The sequence below is a fragment of the Rothia sp. 27098_8_161 genome (genome assembly GCF_041432905.1).
GTDB lineage: Bacteria > Actinomycetota > Actinomycetes > Actinomycetales > Micrococcaceae > Rothia.
The window spans coordinates 88,104-105,618 of record NZ_JAPWAL010000005.1 but is presented as its reverse complement, the minus strand read 5'-3'; the positions used below and the strand labels follow the sequence as shown (position 1 = coordinate 105,618).

Below are 17,515 nucleotides of genomic sequence, written 5' to 3'. Positions count from 1 at the left end.
TGAAAGGAACCCCATGGGTATTGCCATTAACCCGTCGATTCTCTCGGCGGATTTCGCGAACCTGCAACGCGAGCTGGAGCGCATTTCCACCGCAGACGCCGCGCATATTGACGTGATGGACAACCACTTCGTCCCCAACCTCACCTGGGGCCCACCGGTGGTCAAGCGTCTGCGCGAAATCTCCCCGGTGCCGTTCGATGTGCACCTGATGATTGACGAGGCCGACCGCTGGGCACCCGAATACGCCAGCATGGGCTGCGAATCGGTGACCTTCCACGCGGAGGCGGCTATCGCACCCATCAAGCTGGCGCGAACCCTGCGTGCTGAGGGTGCGAAGGCAGGTATGGCGCTACGCCCGGCAACCGCCGTGGAACCCTACTTGGACATGCTCAGCGAACTGGACATGCTGCTGATTATGACCGTGGAACCGGGCTTCGGCGGCCAGGCGTTCCTGGACGTAACCCTGCCGAAGATTGCCCGTGCTGCCAAGGCGATTGAGGGCGCGAACCTGCCGGTGACCGTACAGGTGGACGGCGGCATCACCGAAGAGACCATTCTGCGTGCTGCGGAGGCGGGCGCAACCTGCTTCGTTGCCGGCAGCTCGGTCTACGGTGTGGACGAGGCGCTCGGCGGTCCGGAGGCGGCCATCGCCTCCCTGCGTGCGGCGGCCGCATCGGTCAAGCGCTCTGGCACCGGTTGTGGCTGCTAGCGGTACTCGCCGATAACGGTGTACGCCAGTAATGGCGCCCGGCATCTATAAAACCCCGCACCTATAAAACCTCAACGCCCCGTTGCGAAGACTGCACCCCGTCGCGGTTCTTTGCAACGGGGCGTTTTGCATGTCTTGCTTTTTGCCCACCGTGGTTTTATAACGAGATAACGGTGAGGGAGAGACACTCATTTAAGCGACATAGTGTCAGCAAGACAGTGACAAAGAGTGAAATATGTTAACCCGCCGAATTCCGCGGCAAACCTGGGCATCCTGACGGTCGGAGAATGCAAACTGAATACGTCTTGATGTAACACTCAGATATCTGTAAGGTTAGGTATAGTTTAGTTATATCTAGGGGGAACTATGCCTTTCAACCAAACCGATCTGACCGACACCGAAAACCACGGCGCATCGGGCGTTAACCGCCGCGCCTTCTTCGGCTTGGCGCTTGCCTCCTCGGCTGCTCTCGCCCTCGCGGCATGCAGCAGCGAGACCACCACGACCACCACTTCCGGCGGTTCCACCTCGGGCGGCAACGGCGGCACCCGAACCATCAAGGATATCGACGACGAGAACGTAGAAGTTCCCGCCAGCCCGAAGAAGGTTATCGTCCTCTCCGAACCCACCCTCGACGGCCTGCTCGCCCTCGGCGTGACCCCCGCCGGTTCGGTCTCTGGCCGCGGCCAGTCCGGCGTACCCAACTACCTCGCCGACCGCGCCAAGGACGTGCAGATCATCGGCACCGTCGCCCAGGTCAACTACGAGCAGATCGGCAACCTCGAACCCGACCTGATTCTCGTCGACTCCACTGGCGTGGACAAGCGCTCCGATGCCTACGAAACCCTCAAGAAGATTGCCCCCGTGGTCTACTGCGGCTACGCGGGTGGCGACTGGCGAATCAACTTCCGCAACGTCGCCAACGCCATGAACATGGTCGACAAGGGCGAAGAAGTCATCAAGGCATACGAGGCAAATGCCGCGGCGCTGAAGGGTCAGCTCGCCCCCAAGTACGGCGACAAGACCTTCTCTATCGTCCGTTGGGCAGGCAACGGCCCCGCCCTGATTCTCAAGGAACTGCCCGCCGGCCAGGTGCTCAACGACCTGGGTCTTAAGCGCCCCGAGGCGCAGGACCGTAACGGCCAGGGTCACTCCGAGCCCGTCTCCCTGGAGAACCTGGCAACCATCGACGCGGACTACATGTTCCTGGGCACCCTCGGCGGCGCAAGCCAGCAGAACCCGAACGCGCAGGGCTCCGCAGGTCTGCAGGGCGCCGAAGAAGCACTGAATAAGGCGAAGGAAACCTCCGGCTTCACCAACCTGAAGGCCGTCAAGGACGACCACGTGATTCTCGTGGACGGCTCCAAGTGGACCTCCACCGGCGGTCCGCTGCTGCTCGAGGGCATTATCGAAGACGTCAAGAAGGCGCTTCCGCTCTAAACATCCCGTTCTGAACACTCGGTGAAGCAATCACACGCTGAAGCTTCCGCCACACCCCTTCCCACCGCGACCTGAAAACCGCGGCGGGAAGGGGATGCACGACCCACCACACCATCCTCAAGGAGCACAATGACCGAAACTCGACCCGTGCGCACCGCAGCCCGCTACGGTGCCGTCGTGGCTCTCGCCGGCGCGCTCATCACCCCTGGAGCAGCGCTGACCGGCACCACTCTCGCATTCGCGGATTCCAACCTGCCGATTGGTATCGCCTCGGACCCGGCGGCGACCCCGTCAGCCTCGGCTACCCCTAATGCTGCTCCCTCTGATGAGCCGAGCAAGACCGCTGAGCCTACCCCGTCCGCGTCATCGAGTATTCAGCCGACTAAGTCTGCCAGCTCCAAGACAGCGAACCCTGTGAAGGCACGTGTGACCATCTCCACCGAAAAGTGGCGCGAAGGCAAGATTGTGGTGCGCGGTGAAGGCTTCGTGAGTAATGCCCCCGACCGCGGCGCCATATTTGCGGTCAAGTTCCTGGATGCCCTCCCCGATAAAGCACACCAGGCCATTAATCCCCTGACTAAGGAGGGTGGCAACTCGCCTGCAAACTTCATGGCAATTGCCAATGAAGACGGTACCTTTGAGGTTGAGGTTCCTCTGCCCACCACCGAAAACACCGGTTTGAGTGCCGAAAAACTGGTGGAGGCAGGCTGGGCTACCGAAAATTCCGAGCACAACGTGCAGATCCTCTCCGGTTCCTTGGGTGGAGCAGATGAGCAGGGTAAAAACTACGACCGCGGCGTGTCTATTCGACAGAAGATTAAGCTCAGCGACAAGGCTCCGGAGTACGCCCCCGGTGACGCACCCGAGCCGGTCAACGCCTCCGAACTGACCGCTGGTAATGGCGTGCAGGTGAGCCGTGACGGCTCCACCGTGACCGTGACCGTGCCGAACGCTGAACCGGGCACCTGGGTGTACGCCGCGACCTATCTCGGTAACTCCCCGCAGACCCTCTACGGCTCCGGCTGGAAGCGCCTGGATAACAACCGCAGTTTCAGCTACGAGACTAGCGGAACTATGTCTCCCACCACCTACCGAGTGGTTGTGCACAACGGTAATCAGGATGCTGAGAATGCCGTGCTTGGTTTTGCTGACATAACTATCGAGCGTGTCGTGGCACCCCGCGAGGATGTATCCAATGATGACCAGGGCTCCTACGATGTGGAGCCGTCACTCGCCACAGTTGTTACTCCCGCCGAACCTATTGTGAAGCGAGTGCAGGCTAAGGCGAAGGAAGCAGCTCCCCAAAGCGCTGCCTCGACGCCCCAGGCTAATGCGAGTGTTAAAGCCATCAGCTCACCTTCTGCTTCTGCCTCGCCGCGTTCGAATGCAAGTGCTACCTCCAGCCCTACGGCCCTGACTGCGCAGGGGCCAACCATTGAAGGTACTGAGCTAACCGGTATGACCAAGTGGCTAGTCAATAACGCCAACAACCTGCTGCTTTCGGCAGCTGGCTTGGTGATTCTGACTACGGCTCTGGTGTTGCGTACCTCCAAGAAGTAAATTTTCTGACTGCACACTCACACCGGCACCGGCTCACCCCCCTGGAGAAGGGGTGCGTAAACCGGGTGCCCCTCCGACTACTTGGGTTCAGATATACAGCGTCGCTCCGTTGTTTCTGCTACGGACCGGAATATCCAGAGATGAACCTGGCAAAGATTTGAAAGGACAACCATGCGTGCACCTTTTTCGGGAACCCCGAAGGCATCCCTGACCTCTAAGGCACTGACCGCCTGCGCCGCCGCAACCCTGGCACTGGGCCTGGGTGTTGGCACTGCATCCGCTCTGCCTCCGGGTGGTGCGAAGGCATCTACCGATAACACCTCCTCAACCGTTTCCCCCTCTGTGAGCGAGCACGGCGTGATTTCCTTTAGCGTGAGCGGCTTCCCCGCGAACGCTGTGGTGTCCGTGAAGGTGGACGACGGCAACCTGTGCCCCTCCAATGCGGCTCAGGGCGCTTGCGTGGTGCATCAGCAGAAGACCGATGGCAACGGTAACGTCTCCGGTTCCTTCGTGCTGCCGGATGTAGGCCCTGGCACCCACACTCTGCGTTTCCTCGCTTCCCGTGAGAAGCGTGACAAGGACGGCAAGTACCTGGGTACCGAGGCGTACAGCAACCGCAGCCCCGAGTTCACCGTGGTGGGCGAGAACGGTTCTGAATCTTCTAACTCTTCCTCTCGTCGTTCGGGTTCTGATGATTCCGCAAACTCTCAGAGTGATGAGTCGAATGCTGAGGCTGAGACTGTGTACACCGACGCTGACGGCAACACCATCACCAAGGAGGAGTACGACCGCCTGAACGTGGAAGCTGACTCTTCCGCTGCGCCGGCTGCTTCGGCTTCTGCAAATGCCCAGAAGAAGGCTACCGCTTCGGCGAGCGCATCTTCTTCGGCTGTTGCGCGCGGTAATGCGTCGAACCCGAGCGCTTCAGCTTCGGGCGCGGCTAACACCGCATCCACCGTTCAGACCGTGACTTACGGTGCTGCGTTCCCGTGGATTGGCGTGGTGGTTCTGGGCGTAAGCGTTGTGGGTGCCGCTGCGTTGCTGCTGACCCGTAAGCGCTAAGACTTAACGTCGGATGCGGGTGGGGGAGTAACCCACCCGCTCCGGCGTTTCTCTCATTATCTACCGGTGTGCCGGGTACCCCTCGCGTGGTGTGGGTGCGCCGGGCGCGCCTCCTTAGTTTTCTTGTATCGAGCATAAGGAGCATAGTGGCCCGCACGAGCTCATTGTCCCGAGATGTTCAGCAGGAGAGTACGTCCCGTCAGGGTTCTGTGATTCAGGGGCAGAAGTTGGGTAAGCGCCTGGCTTTTCTGTTCCTGTTTGCGGTGCTTTTGGTGGGGGCTGTGGCTGCTTCTTTGCTGTTCGGGTCGAATAATCTTCCGCCGGATCAGGTTCTGGCTGTTTTCAATGGCACTGCTTCTGAGCAGACGCAGACGATTGTGACGGAGCAGCGTATTCCGCGTACCCTGGTGGGTCTTGCAGCGGGTGCTGCGTTGGCGGTTGCCGGTTCGTTGATGCAGTCGTTGACCCGTAACCCGCTGGCTGAGCCCGGTCTGATGGGTGTGAATGCCGGTGCTGCGGTGGCTGTGATTGCTTCCGTGGTGGTTTTTGGTGTGATGGGCATTTGGCAGTACATGGTTGCTGCGACGATTGGTGGTGCGTTGGCTGCGGTGCTGGTGTACACGCTGGGTCGTGGCCGTGACGGGTCGATTGTGAAGCTTGCGTTGGCGGGTGTGGCGATTTCTGCGGCGTTGTCGGCGATTGCGCAGGGCCTGATTTTGGCTGATCAGGATGCGTATAACGAGTTCCGTGTGTGGGTTGCCGGTTCGCTGGAGGGCCGCGGTATGGATATCGCGTCAACGGTGGGCCCGGTGATTGTGCTGGGTGTGCTGGTGGCATTTTTTGTGGCTCCTGCGATTAATGCTCTGAGTATGGGCGAGGAGGCGGCGACCAGCCTCGGCGTGAGTGTGCGTACGACGCAGAATTTGACGTTGCTGGCGGTGACGGTGCTTGCTGGTGCGGCGACTGCTGCTGTGGGTCCGATTGGATTTGTGGGTTTGGCAGTGCCGTTTGTGGTGCGTGCTCTGCTCGGTAATGATGTGCGCTGGGTGAATTATGGTTCGGCGCTGTTGGGTCCGGTGTGGCTGCTGTGTGCTGACGTGTTGGCGCGTGTGCTGGTGGCTCCGCAGGAGACTCAGGTGGGTATTGTGGCGACTCTTGCCGGTGCCCCGGTGTTCTTGTTCCTGATGACTCGTCGTAAGGTGGAGGCTCTCTAATGTCGAATTCTTCCGCTCTATCGACGGAGGCCGCCACCACTGCGACTAATCGTTCTGCGCGTCGTCGTGGCCGCGATTTGGGTGGCCGCCCGGTGTTGACTGTGCGCGGTCCGCTGAGTGCTCAGGTGCCGTGGCGTGTGCTGATTCTGAATGTGGCGTTGGTGGTGCTGATTGCGGTGCTGGCGTTTTGGGGCATGCTGCAGGGGGACTACAAGATTGCCCCGGAGAAGCTGATCCCGGCGCTGCTAGGTGAGGGTAAGCAGATTACGGTGACTTTTGCTCAGCAGCGTGCGGCGCGTATTGTGGCGGCGCTTCTGGTGGGCGCGGCGCTTGGTCTGTCGGGTGCGATTTTCCAGGTGATTTCGGGTAACGCCCTAGGATCACCGGATATTATCGGCTTCACAAATGGTGCCGCAACCGGTGCGCTGTTGCAGATTATTGTGTTCAATTCCGGCCCCGTTGAGGTTGCCCTGGGCGCTGTGGTTGGTGGCTTAGCGACCTCGGTGCTGGTGTGGTTGTTGACGCGGCACACGGGCCTGTACGGTTTCCGTCTGGTGCTGGTCGGTATTGGTGTGGGTTCGACTCTGGCGGCGTTCAACGCGCTGCTGGTGGTGCGTGCTTCGCTGACTCAGGCGCAGACCGCGGCGTCCTGGCTTGCCGGTTCGCTCAATGACATCACCTGGGAGCGCACCTACGCGCTACTGGGTCTGCTGCTTGTGGTGACTCCGCTGCTGCTGATGCTGGTCCGCCCGCTGGGCGCGATTCGTTTTGGTGACCAGGTGGCATCCGGTTTGGGTGTGAGCGTGAATGCGTACCGTGTGGCGGCTCTGTTCATCGGTGTGCTTCTGGTTTCGCTGGCGACCGCGACGACCGGTCCGATTGCCTTCGTCGCCCTGGCTGCGCCGCACATTGCGAAGACTCTCTCCCGTAGTGGTGGGGTGGGCTTCACCTCCGCGGCACTCATGGGTGCGTTCATGGTGCTCGGCTCCGACCTGATTGGCCGATTCGCTGTTTCCGGACGCATCATTCAGGTGGGTGTGGTGACCGGCGCGATTGGTGGCCTGTACCTGATTTACCTGATTTACCTCGAAAGGAAGAAGAGCTAGTGAACACTAGTGTGACGACCCGCCTTGAAGGCGAGAACATGGTGGTTGCCTACGGTGAGCATACGGTGCTCAACGGGGTAGATTTTCAGGTGCCGGAGGGGGAGCTGACCGTTATCCTGGGCCCCAACGCCTGTGGTAAGTCGACCACATTGAAGGCTCTTGCCCGCGTGAACCCGCTCAAAGAGGGCGAGGTTCGCCTAGACGGCACCCCGCTGCCGCAGATGAAGTCCCGCGCCATTGCTAAGATCCTGGCGATGTTGCCGCAGACCCCGGAGGCGCCGAGTGGCGTGACCGTGGCGGATGTGGTGGCGCGCGGCCGCTACCCGCACCAGTCGCTACTGCGTTCCTGGTCTGATGAGGACGAGCGAGCCTGCGTGGAGGCGATGCAGGCAGCGAACGTGCTGGAGCTTGCGGAGCGTCCCATTGAGGCGCTCTCGGGCGGTCAGCGTCAGCGCGTGTGGATTGCCATGACCCTGGCGCAGCAGACCCCGCTGATTCTTCTCGATGAGCCGACCACCTACCTGGACATCACACACCAGATTGAGGTGCTGAACCTGACGAAGAAATTGCATTCCGAAGGCCGGACTGTAGCCGTGGTGTTGCATGACCTGAACCTTGCTTTCAGGTATGCTACTCATGTTGTTTTAATGAAGCAGGGTCGGATTATCGCTCAGGGTGATCCGCGTGCGATAATTACACCGGAACTTATTCAGGAAGTTTTTGACCTGCAATCGGTTATTATTCCTGATCCGTGCACTGGTACTCCTTTGGTTATTCCGAAGGAGAACCAATCAATTCATATTGCCGCTGATGCTATTTCGGCGGCCCGCGAAAGCGAATAGTTTTCGCCCCTAAGCCGCGTGGGAGTTGGCGCCAATCGTCTCAGTACGGGTGGAAAAGCTCGGCATTGCGCCGAGTAGCGAACGTTAGGATCTGAGGGACCCAGGATCCCCTGCGCGTAGGGCGCCTACCCGGTGCTCGCCCGTCTTTGACGCATGAACGGATCCGAGCACTGGGTAGGTTCCATTTTGGGAACCCGTAGATGAGGCACCGAGACTGCCGTATGAGGCTTTGAAAGTTACGACTTGAGAGGTTTGATGCACGGTCTCGGTGCCTCATCTCTTTTAACTTTTGGGGTGGACAGGCTGGTTTTAGGTGGGGCTGGGCTGGGCAGGGTTGTGGTGGCTTCGTGCTTGGGTTTTAGTAGTGTGTGCTGGCTGTCATGATTGTCATCTTTTGGTTCTTTCGTTTTTCCCTTTGGCTGGAGTTTGGGTAAGGGATACCATAGAGTGAGGTAGTAGAGGCTAACTAACGATAATGTGCCTCCTCACCGATTCTCATCAATTGAGTGTTTCCACAGACCAAGGAGGAACCGTTGGGCGAGCACGAACCCACCGAGACCGTTCCCGCACAGAGCATTTCTGTACAGGGCATTTCTGTACAGGGCACTTCTGAACAGCCTGCTTCTGTACAGGCTACCTCTGCGCAGCCGTGTACCGTTGCGCCGGCTGTGCGCCCGAGTCCTCCCAAAACCCCGCGCCCCGTACCGGCACCGCGCGTGGACAGCCCCCTCATCAGCGCCCTCATCGCCGAGGCAGTCAGCTCCAAAGAGCTGAACGCCCGCATCGTTGAGGTCGTCTCCGAAGGTACCCCCATCATCGAGCCGGTGCACCGTAAAGACGGCAGCATCAGTGAGAACGAGCGCATCGTTACCTTCCTGTACCACAACGAGCAGGCGGAGCAGGTGCTCATGTTCATCAACCGCCTGACCGATGAGAAGAATCTTGACCGTTCCCTCATGACCCGCATCGAGGGCACCGGATGGTGGCAGCTGAGCATGCAGATGGAAACTACCTGGCGTGCCTCCTACAACTTCTTGCCGGTGCTGCCCGGCGAGCGCCCCGCCTGGCTGGGTGATGACGACCAGGTGCGCCTGCGCGCCGCGCTGGACTCCGGTGAGGGCGACCCGCTGAACCCCGAGACCGTGTGCAACCGCATCGGTCGTTGCATGGGTGTGGTGCAGCTTGAGCACGCGCCGGTGCAGGAGTTCATCCTGACTCAGGAAGAGATTGACGCACTGCCCGCCCCCGAGTGGATGCATACCCCTGACGGCCACCAGTACGTGCTCGGTCGCGTGGGCGATCCCGCCCCGGATGCGCCGTTGTTCATCCAGTTCGACGGCGAAATGTGGTTTAGTCAGGGCATGGAGCGTATCCTCAATCGCGCCCATGAGGTGGGCCGTATTCCGGCGATGCACGTGTTCTTCCTTCACTCTGGCGGTCGTGAGAACCGCTGGAAGGAACTGAACGGTGACAACCCGATTGCCGACTACCTGGTGGAGATTGCCTTCCCGCACCTGGAAGCGGTGCACGGTATTAAGACCGCGCCGCAGAACATTGTGATTAACGGTCAGTCGCTGGGTGGCCTGTCCTCCCTGTTGGCGGTGCTGAGCCGCCCGGAGGCCTTTGGCGGTGCGATCGCGCAGTCATCGTCGCTGTGGCAGCCACAGGTCATGGACCGCCTGGACGAGCTGGAGGCGGCGGGAGAGATTGATCGTCTGCGCCACCTGTACCTTGAGATTGAGGTGGGGGAGCAGGAGTGGGTTTTGGTGCCTCCTCACCGTGAGCTGAAGGTGCGCCTGGAAAAGCTTGGTCTGGAGAGAGCGCGCTGCACGACCTTTAACGGCGGTCACGATTATGCGTGCTGGCGCGGTGCGATTGTGCCGACCCTGGAACGCATCATTGATGCTCACCAGCGGAATATTGAGCGTGGCGAGCAGAACTACGAGAAAGATGCACGAAAAGTAGCGTAGAGCTTGTACCGCTGCCGATGATTGGGCGCCCCGGACCCCTCGCCTGCTGAGGTTTGCCCCGCCCGCTGGGGGCGCATGGTGGGCATGCGGGGTTCCCGTTAGGGTAAACACCGCCGCGCCCGTATCCTAGAAAAGGACAGCATAAGAGATGCGTAGTCTCTTGGTAGATGTAGCACTACCGTGCCACGAGGGGTACCGAAGGGTACCCGGTGTAGGCTGCGCACCCGCCCTCATTGACGAGATGGCATCACGCTGCGAACGCACGCAGCACGTGAGCGCTATAGAAACCGCAAACGACACAGAAATCGAGAGAAGATGACCGTAGAACGTAGCCCCCTGGCCCCCACACCGCTCATCCCCGAGTCTTTTGCCGCGAAGTACCGCGAAGCCGGCTACTGGATTGACCAGACCATCCCCGAGTTCCTGTTGGATGCCTGCCGAGCGAAGCCGCACTTTCCTGCGCTGGTGGCGATCTCGCACGCGCAGCTTAATGAGGACGGCAAGCCCCAGCAGATTCGCCTCTCCTACGGTGAGCTGGAAGCGGCAGGTCGTGCCGCTGCGGTGCGCCTCATTCAGGCTGGCGTGCAGCCCGGTGACCGCGTGCTGCTGCAGCTGGGTAACACCGCCGAGTACCTGGTGTACCTGCTCGGTATTTTCTGGGCGGCTGCTCTGCCGGTGTTCTGCCTGCCGCAGCACCGCACCACTGAGCTCGTGCACTTTGCGACCCGCACCGACGCGGCGGCGCATGTGTTCTCTTCGCTAACCCCGGGTGCAGATTTCTCCGCCCTGCACGAGGATGTTGCCGCCGAGTTGCGCAAGAACTTTCAAGAGCCGCCGGTTGCTATTGACGTTGCGGAGCCGCTGACCCCGCTGACCGAAGAGGAGCTCGCTGAAGAGTTCGTGCCCGGCGTCATTCAGAACACCGAGAACCTGCGTGCGAGCGAGCAGGTGGCGTTCCTGCAGCTTTCCGGCGGTACGACCGGCATTTCGAAGCTGATTCCTCGCACCCACGCTGCCTACCTGTACTCGGTACGCGGTTCGGTCGATATCTGCAAGCTGAACAACAACACGACCATGCTCGTGGTGCTGCCCGCCGCTCATAACTTCACGATGAGCTCGCCCGGTATTCTGGGCGTCATGTGCGCCTCCGGCAAGCTGGTGTTTGCGGCGGATCCGTCCCCGCAGACTGCGTTCCACCTCATTGAGATGGAAGGTGTGACCACCTCCGCGCTGGTGCCGCCGCTGGCTCAGGCGTGGGTCGCCTCCGCGGAGAAGCGCGAAGTGTCCCTGCCCTCCCTGCAGACCCTGCAGGTGGGCGGCTCGAAGCTGGCTCCGGCGGTTGCGGGCAAGATCGAGTCGGTGCTCGGCTGCACCGTTCAGCAGGTGTTCGGCATGGCTGAGGGCCTGGTGAACTACACCCGTTCGACCGACCCGATTGAGATGCGCCTGAGGACTCAGGGCTACCCGATTAGCCCCGACGATGAAATTCTGATTGTTGATGATCAGGACCAGCCGGTTAAGCGCGGCGAGAGCGGCCACCTACTCACCCGCGGCCCGTACACGATTCGCGGCTACTACCTGGAGGAGAACGCGAACCGCTACGGCTTCACCGAGGAAGGCTTCTACCGCACCGGTGATATTGTGCGCCTAGTTGCCGCTAAGTACCTTGAGGTGACCGGCCGCGCGAAGGACCAGATTAACCGCAACGGCGAGAAGATTGCCGTGGATGAAATTGAAGAGCTGGCGCTAACCCACCCCGACGTTTTTGACGCCGTGGTTCTGGGCATCCCGGATGAGACCGTGGGCGAGCGTGTGGGCCTGGTTATTGTGCCGCAGGAAGGCGCCGACCTGGGTGAAAACCCGCGCCGCACGATGCATGAGTTCTTCACTTCGAAGAAGCTCGCTGACTTCAAGATTCCCGAGCGCGTGCAGGTTCTGCAGAAGCTGCCCACCACGAACGTGGGTAAGATTTCTCGCCGCGAACTGCGCGCCAAGCTTGCCGAAATTTTTGGCTAAATCTTAAGCCCGTATTCCTACCCCTATTGAGGAGAAAAATGTCCGCACTTGAGACCCTGCGCCCCATCATGGAGAAGTACATCGTCGAGCCCGACTCTCTGCAGACCGCGTTTGACGAACCGACCACCGACCTGTTTTCTCTGGGCCTGGACTCGATGGGCTCCTTCGCCCTGCTCGACGACCTTGCCGCTGAGGGCGCCGTGATTGAGTTTACCGAGCTGGTGGAGAACCCGACTGTGGAGTTCATCGCCTCCCGCCTGGGCTAAGTTTCATCGTACCCCGAGCGCCTACCTGCCGCGAATGCAGACGGGTGCTCGGGGTGTTTGCTACTCGCCTCGTTTACCCTTGTCAGCTTACTTCTGCCAGCGTGAATTGGCGGGGCAGTAGCCTACCTTTTACACACCGCATATCATCCTTGACTCAGACCCCTGATCCAGACCTTGAGAGGCCACCATGGGCGTAGCTGATACTACCGCAGCCGCTAGCTTCGGGACTGCTTCCTACCTTCGCACCGCCGCGAACCCCTCCGCACAGCATAGTGCTGACAGTCCCTGGCTGCCGCTGACCACTAACGCGCGCGGCATCTATTTTGCCGCCGCGATTGACCCGACGAATCCCTGCTACAACACCGCGGAGGTTCTGCAATGCCCCGCAGACACCGACCTCGCTCTGCTGCGTGAGGCTTTTGAGCAGCTCTACCGCGAGAACGAGGGCTTCCGCGTGCGCACCCGCATTGCCGATGGTGCCGCCTCCCAGCAGATTCTGTCGCTTGAGGCATTCCTCGCGGGCATTGACCTGCTCGTGGATGAGGGGGATCTGAACGACACCGCGGAGGCGGGGGAGGAGAACATCTCTGACCTGCCTAACTCTGACTTGCCTGCGCCGGTGCGCACCTGGGCACAGCGTCTGCTCGCCCAGCCCCTTACCACCGATGAGGGCGTGACCGTACGCAGCGCTGCAGTGCGTTACGACGGGTTCCTCTGGGTGTACCATTCTTTCTCCCATGTGGTTGCTGACGGGTTCGCGGCGTTCAACGGTCTCTCCCGCGTGGCGGCGATATACCGTGCCCTGTCCGCAGGCCAGCCGGTCCCTGCAACCCGCCGCATGAGCCTGCAACAGCTGCTCGATGCCGACGATGCTGCCTCAACCTCCCGTGACGAAGACGTCGCCTTCTGGGAGGCGAGCGGCGCCCTGGAGCAGGAAGATACCTCCCTGGCGGGTCGTACAGCTTCCCCGTCGGCGCGGTCTGTGCGCCTGGCGTTCAGCATTGACGTGCCCACCCAGCAGGCTCTGCTGGATGCGGCAAAGCAGCACGCCGTCTCCTGGCCGGTGTTGGCGACCGCTGCCGTGGGCTCGTACCTGGCGCGTGTGGGCGGCTACTCGCAGGCTTCGTTCGGTGTGCCGCAGATGAACCGCATGTTCGCCCGCACCCTGCCGGAGGCGACCCGCGCCCTGGGTGCGGCGAGCGCGCAGACCGGCTGTACCGCGGTGAACGTTCTGCCGGTGCAGGTTGCGGCGACCGGTTCCATCGCGGAGTCCCTGCACTCGGTGAAGGAACAGTACACCCGTAACGCTGAGCATCCGCTGGCTCGCCAGGAAGACCTGGAACGTACCGCACGTAACGCCCAGTCCAGGCTGTTTGGTGCGCAGATTAACGTGGTGCCCTTTGACGCGGTGCTGCCGCTGGCGGCGCCCTCCAAGGACGAGTCCGGGGCCCCGGTACCGACCGCGCGCATTCACAATATCTCCGCCGGTCCCGTTGCTGACGCGACCTTCACCCTGCGCGGCATGCCCGGTCGCGGCAACAGCATCTCCTGTGAGATTGACATGAACCCGGCGCTCTATACCGCCGAGGAGCTGGAGCGCCACGCCGCCCGCCTGAGCGAGTGGCTGCCCGCCTACGCCGCCGAAGCGCAGCGCGAGGGCGCCTCCCTGAACAACCTGGGTCTGGCGACCAAGGCTGAACTGGCGACCCTGCGCGAGCTGACCGCCCCGGCGCGCACCGAGCACCCGATGGAGTACAAGACCCTGCTGGGTCGTTTCCGTGACGCGGTGGTGGCACATCCGCAGGCGCTCGCCGTGCTGGATTCCGCCCCCGCACCCGGCGAGGTACTCACCCCCGAGTCGGAGCGCGCCTACGCCTTCGACCGCGCCCTCACCTACGCGGAACTGGACGAGCGCGCCCGTGCGCTTGCCTCGCAGCTGCTGGACTGGGGTGTTCGCCCTTCCGATGCGGTGGGTCTGCGTGTGCACCGCGGTGTGGAGCAGTACGTGGCGCTGTACGCCCTGCTGTACGCCGGCGCCACCTATGTGCCGGTGCTTCCGGATCTACCCGCCGAGCGTGTGGGCGTGATGATGGAGGATGCCGAGTGCTCCCTGCTGTTGCACGGCCCCGGCCTGCACCCGCTGAGCGCGGAGGCTCTGAACCCGCAGGAACCGCAGCGTCATGTGAACCTGCCCCAGCACGTGCTGTCTGAACAAACCCTGCCGTTGCTGAGCACTAACGATCCCGCCCTGGCCCCCTCCTCAGCACCCGCCGCTGATGAGCTTCCGGGAGTGAAAACCGGTCTGGACGAGGACGCTTACGTGCTCTTCACCTCCGGCTCCACGGGTCGTCCGAAGGGCGTTGCCATTAGCCACCGCGCGATTGATAACCGCCTGCGCTGGCAGCAGCACCAGATTCCGGTAGGGGAGGGTGACCGCATTCTGCACAAGACCCCCATCTCCTTTGACGTGCACGTGTGGGAGCTGTACTGGCCGCTTGCCGAGGGCGCCGCCGTGGTCATTGCCGCCCCGGATGGGCACCGCGACCCCGCCTACCTGGCGCGCGTGATTGCCGAGCAGTCCGTCACGGCGGTGCACTTTGTGCCGACCATGCTGTCGGCGCTGACCTCGTCGCCGGCGGCGCGCCGCATCCTGGCTGATGCCGGCTTCGGCCAGGGTCGAGAGCAGCCCCTGCGCTATGTGGTCTGCTCGGGCGAGGCCCTGCAGAAGGATCAGGTGCAGGCGGCGGGCGAGGTTCTGGGCGTGTACCCGCTGAACCTCTACGGCCCGACCGAGGCGGCGGTGGACGTCACCTTCTGGGAGACTTCCACCGACCCGCAGCGTGAGAGCGTGCCCATTGGCGAGCCGGTCTGGAACACCGGCACCCTGATTCTTGACCCGACCGGTCACCCCGTGCCGGTGGGTGTGACGGGTGAACTGCACCTGTCGGGTGTGCAGCTGGCGCGCGGCTACAAGAACAACCCGCAGGCGACCGAGGCGGCTTTCGTGGAGCAGACTCCCGACGGTGTGCTCGCGCTGCTGAACGGTGAGAGTCAGCGCCTGTACCGTACGGGCGATTTGGCGTGCTGGGAGATTCTTCCCGATGGTCGCGCCGTCATTGGCTACCGTGGTCGCACGGACTATCAGATTAAGGTGCGCGGTCAGCGCCTGGAGCTGGGCGATATTGAGATGGCCCTTGCCGCGGTTGAGGGCGTAACCGCTTCGGTGGCTCTGCTGTACCGCGGTCTGCGTGAGCCTGCCCTGGCGGCGGTGCTGGAGGTGGGCGACGTGCCCGCCGAGCGTGCCGAGCAGCTGGTGGAAGCAGCGCGCGAGCATTGCGCGCAGGTTCTGCCGGACTACATGGTTCCGACCCTGTGGCACACCCTGCCTGCGTTGCCGGTGAGCCCCTCCGGTAAGGCGGATCGCAAGTTGTTGGCGACCCTCGACCTGACCCCTCAGACTTCTGACGCTGAGGGCCCGCACGGTCTGCTGGAGCAGCAGCTGTGCTCGATTATTGCGGGCGTGCTGGGTCGTGAGCGTTTCGGCGTGGATGAGGATTTCTTCGCCTCGGGCGGTCATTCGTTGGCGGCTCTTGAGGTGATTGCCGCGGTTGAGGAGCAGCTGGGCCTGAGCGTGAGTATCGGTGCGCTGTTTGCGCATCCGACCGTGCAGGCGTTGGCGGCGTCCATTGCGGGCGAGCGTGGCGAGGGCGCGGAGTTCGCGCCGGTGCTGCCCCTGCGTGAGCAGCCTGTTGCCTCCGATACTACCGAGGCCCCCGCGCCGCTGTTTATTCTGCCGCCTGCGGGTGGTTTGGGCTGGTGCTATGCGGGGTATCTCTCGCATCTTCCGGCTCAGCAGGGTGTGTATGCTTTGCAGGCTGAGGCGTTCTCTGACCCGCAGGCTGGCTTCGCATCGAGCCTGCAGGAGCTGGCTGAGGGTTACCTGAAGCTGATTGAGAATACTCTGGCGGAGCGTTCGTTGCCGCGTCGTTTTGCGTTGATGGGCTGGTCTGTGGGCGGTACTGCCGCGGTGCAGGTGGCAGCTTTGGCGCAGGCTGCGGGTGCTCAGGTTGAGCGCGTCATCCTGCTGGATGCGTATCCTTCGGAGCAGTGGCAGGGTGTGCCTGCGCCTGATGAGCAGGAGAGCTTCCGCGCGCTGCTGCGTATGGGTGGTTTGCCGGAGCCGGCGGCCGACGAGCAGCTTGATTTGCTGGGTACGTTGGAGCGTTTGCAGCGGGCGGGTTCGGCGATGGGTTACCTACCGGAGGAGAAGTTGGGCGTGTGCTTGGGTAGTATGCGCGCTTCGGCGGCGTTGATGCGTGGTGCTGAGCAGGCGTTCTTTGATGGTGATGTGTTGCTGGTGGGTGTGCCGCATGAGGATCAGCCGTACCTGGATGCGGCGGGTTGGGCGGCGCATGCGTCGTCGTTCCGTGCGGTGTTGCTGGAGGGCACGCACCCTGACCTGGTGAATCCGGCGCGTCTGGCGGAGGTGACCGGCCACTTCGCCAGCTAACGCTCTATAACTGATTTCCCCATAACTGATGTAGCCCGGAGGTAATAGTCGTTACCTCCGGGCTACATCGGTTAAAACATGCGGTTGAGGTAAAAACGAATGCCCCCGGTTGATGAATCATCAACCGGGGGCATCGCTTTATTATCACAAAGAGTATTTTTTAGTGATTTTAGTCACATAAAATATTTGTGCAAAAAATTATCAGTACGCAAATGGTGTAAAATACCAAATTTTACAGCCCTTATTATACATGTACTCTTAGATTTTGTGACACATGCCTCATTCGTTGCTTGAAAAGACTCCTTAATGAGTGCTACATTGTAGCCACCTCTTAAATATGATTCCGATTACATAGAGAGGGATTGTAGCTAAGAGAACGACTTGGTATACACCAAGCCGTAGAATGTATTTCACTCACGCAGAAGGATATCCTTCTCAAAACACTAGGAGTTTACGATGAAGCTCTACAAGGCTCTTGCAACCGCGATGGTTGCAACGGCAGCTACCATGGCAGCGATGCCCGCCGGTAACGCCGCAGTCTTTTACGACTGGCGCAACTATAACGAGGCAGGCGGTATTCACGACACCCACGGTAACTGGGCTGTGCATCACCTGGGCGATATGAATGATCGCGTATCTTCCATCCGAAGCCATGGCGAACATTACGTCGTTTATCAGGATGAAAACTACCAGGGATTCTCATTCGATGTCAATTATCGCGACTTCAACAGCCTCGAAGGTTTCTATGAAGGTCGAAATTGGTGGAACGGAGACTGGAACGATAAGATCACTTCCCTTCACCGAAAGTAATTTCCCCGTA

12 protein-coding genes are annotated in these 17,515 nt (G+C 61.2%); all 12 read left to right on the top strand.

All coding sequences use genetic code 11. The features are described from left to right. The first annotated feature begins 13 nt into the window (after positions 1–13). Positions 14–709 carry a ribulose-phosphate 3-epimerase gene (rpe, locus tag O3648_RS03330; protein ID WP_279740256.1) on the top strand — a complete coding sequence of 232 codons (696 nt, stop codon included), beginning with the start codon at positions 14–16 and terminating at the stop codon, positions 707–709. 366 nt (positions 710–1,075) lie between these two features. Continuing rightward, positions 1,076–2,149 carry an iron-siderophore ABC transporter substrate-binding protein gene (locus tag O3648_RS03325; RefSeq protein WP_279740254.1) on the top strand — a complete coding sequence of 358 codons (1,074 nt, stop codon included), beginning with the start codon at positions 1,076–1,078 and terminating at the stop codon, positions 2,147–2,149. A 129-nt stretch (positions 2,150–2,278) separates the two neighbouring features. Continuing rightward, positions 2,279–3,709, top strand: a complete 1,431-nt coding sequence (locus tag O3648_RS03320) for a hypothetical protein (protein WP_279740252.1) — start codon at positions 2,279–2,281, stop codon at positions 3,707–3,709. A gap of 171 nt (positions 3,710–3,880) precedes the next feature. Then, positions 3,881–4,771: a plasmid partitioning protein gene (locus tag O3648_RS03315; RefSeq protein ID WP_279740251.1), complete on the top strand. Its 891-nt coding sequence runs from the start codon at positions 3,881–3,883 to the stop codon at positions 4,769–4,771. Positions 4,772–4,935: 164 nt separating this feature from the next. Beyond that, positions 4,936–5,985, top strand: coding sequence for an iron ABC transporter permease (locus tag O3648_RS03310; RefSeq protein WP_280926398.1), 1,050 nt, complete (start codon positions 4,936–4,938; stop codon positions 5,983–5,985). After that, positions 5,985–7,091 (top strand): iron chelate uptake ABC transporter family permease subunit, encoded by a 1,107-nt coding sequence (locus O3648_RS03305; RefSeq protein ID WP_279740247.1) that lies wholly within the window; start codon positions 5,985–5,987, stop codon positions 7,089–7,091. The genes O3648_RS03310 and O3648_RS03305 overlap by 1 nt, the downstream gene beginning before the upstream one ends. Next, positions 7,091–7,933 carry an ABC transporter ATP-binding protein gene (locus O3648_RS03300; protein WP_279754182.1) on the top strand — a complete coding sequence of 281 codons (843 nt, stop codon included), beginning with the start codon at positions 7,091–7,093 and terminating at the stop codon, positions 7,931–7,933. Before O3648_RS03305 ends, O3648_RS03300 begins: the two co-directional genes overlap by 1 nt. Before the next feature lie 533 nt (positions 7,934–8,466). After that, complete coding sequence (locus O3648_RS03295) at positions 8,467–9,903, top strand: enterochelin esterase domain-containing protein (protein ID WP_279754181.1); 1,437 nt, start codon at positions 8,467–8,469, stop codon at positions 9,901–9,903. 315 nt (positions 9,904–10,218) lie between these two features. Next, positions 10,219–11,919, top strand: a complete 1,701-nt coding sequence (locus O3648_RS03290) for a (2,3-dihydroxybenzoyl)adenylate synthase (RefSeq protein ID WP_279754180.1) — start codon at positions 10,219–10,221, stop codon at positions 11,917–11,919. 38 nt (positions 11,920–11,957) lie between these two features. Continuing rightward, positions 11,958–12,185, top strand: coding sequence for a phosphopantetheine-binding protein (locus O3648_RS03285; RefSeq protein WP_219101141.1), 228 nt, complete (start codon positions 11,958–11,960; stop codon positions 12,183–12,185). Between the two features lie 187 nt (positions 12,186–12,372). Next, a complete protein-coding gene (locus O3648_RS03280; protein WP_371568425.1) occupies positions 12,373–16,695 on the top strand; it encodes an amino acid adenylation domain-containing protein in 4,323 nt (1,440 codons plus the stop codon). Positions 16,696–17,151: 456 nt separating this feature from the next. Then, a complete protein-coding gene (locus tag O3648_RS03275; protein WP_279754177.1) occupies positions 17,152–17,505 on the top strand; it encodes a beta/gamma crystallin-related protein in 354 nt (117 codons plus the stop codon). Positions 17,506–17,515 lie beyond the last annotated feature (10 nt).

What these genes read in the sequence shown, in the direction of transcription:
- O3648_RS03280 (WP_371568425.1), top strand. Translation starts at nt 12,373, where the DNA reads ATGGGCGTAGCTGATACTACCGCAGCCGCTAGCTTCGGGACTGCTTCC.
- O3648_RS03290 (WP_279754180.1), top strand. Translation starts at nt 10,219, where the DNA reads ATGACCGTAGAACGTAGCCCCCTGGCCCCCACACCGCTCATCCCCGAG.
- O3648_RS03275 (WP_279754177.1), top strand. Translation starts at nt 17,152, where the DNA reads ATGAAGCTCTACAAGGCTCTTGCAACCGCGATGGTTGCAACGGCAGCT.
- O3648_RS03315 (WP_279740251.1), top strand. Translation starts at nt 3,881, where the DNA reads ATGCGTGCACCTTTTTCGGGAACCCCGAAGGCATCCCTGACCTCTAAG.
- rpe (WP_279740256.1), top strand. Translation starts at nt 14, where the DNA reads ATGGGTATTGCCATTAACCCGTCGATTCTCTCGGCGGATTTCGCGAAC.
- O3648_RS03320 (WP_279740252.1), top strand. Translation starts at nt 2,279, where the DNA reads ATGACCGAAACTCGACCCGTGCGCACCGCAGCCCGCTACGGTGCCGTC.
- O3648_RS03305 (WP_279740247.1), top strand. Translation starts at nt 5,985, where the DNA reads ATGTCGAATTCTTCCGCTCTATCGACGGAGGCCGCCACCACTGCGACT.
- O3648_RS03325 (WP_279740254.1), top strand. Translation starts at nt 1,076, where the DNA reads ATGCCTTTCAACCAAACCGATCTGACCGACACCGAAAACCACGGCGCA.
- O3648_RS03285 (WP_219101141.1), top strand. Translation starts at nt 11,958, where the DNA reads ATGTCCGCACTTGAGACCCTGCGCCCCATCATGGAGAAGTACATCGTC.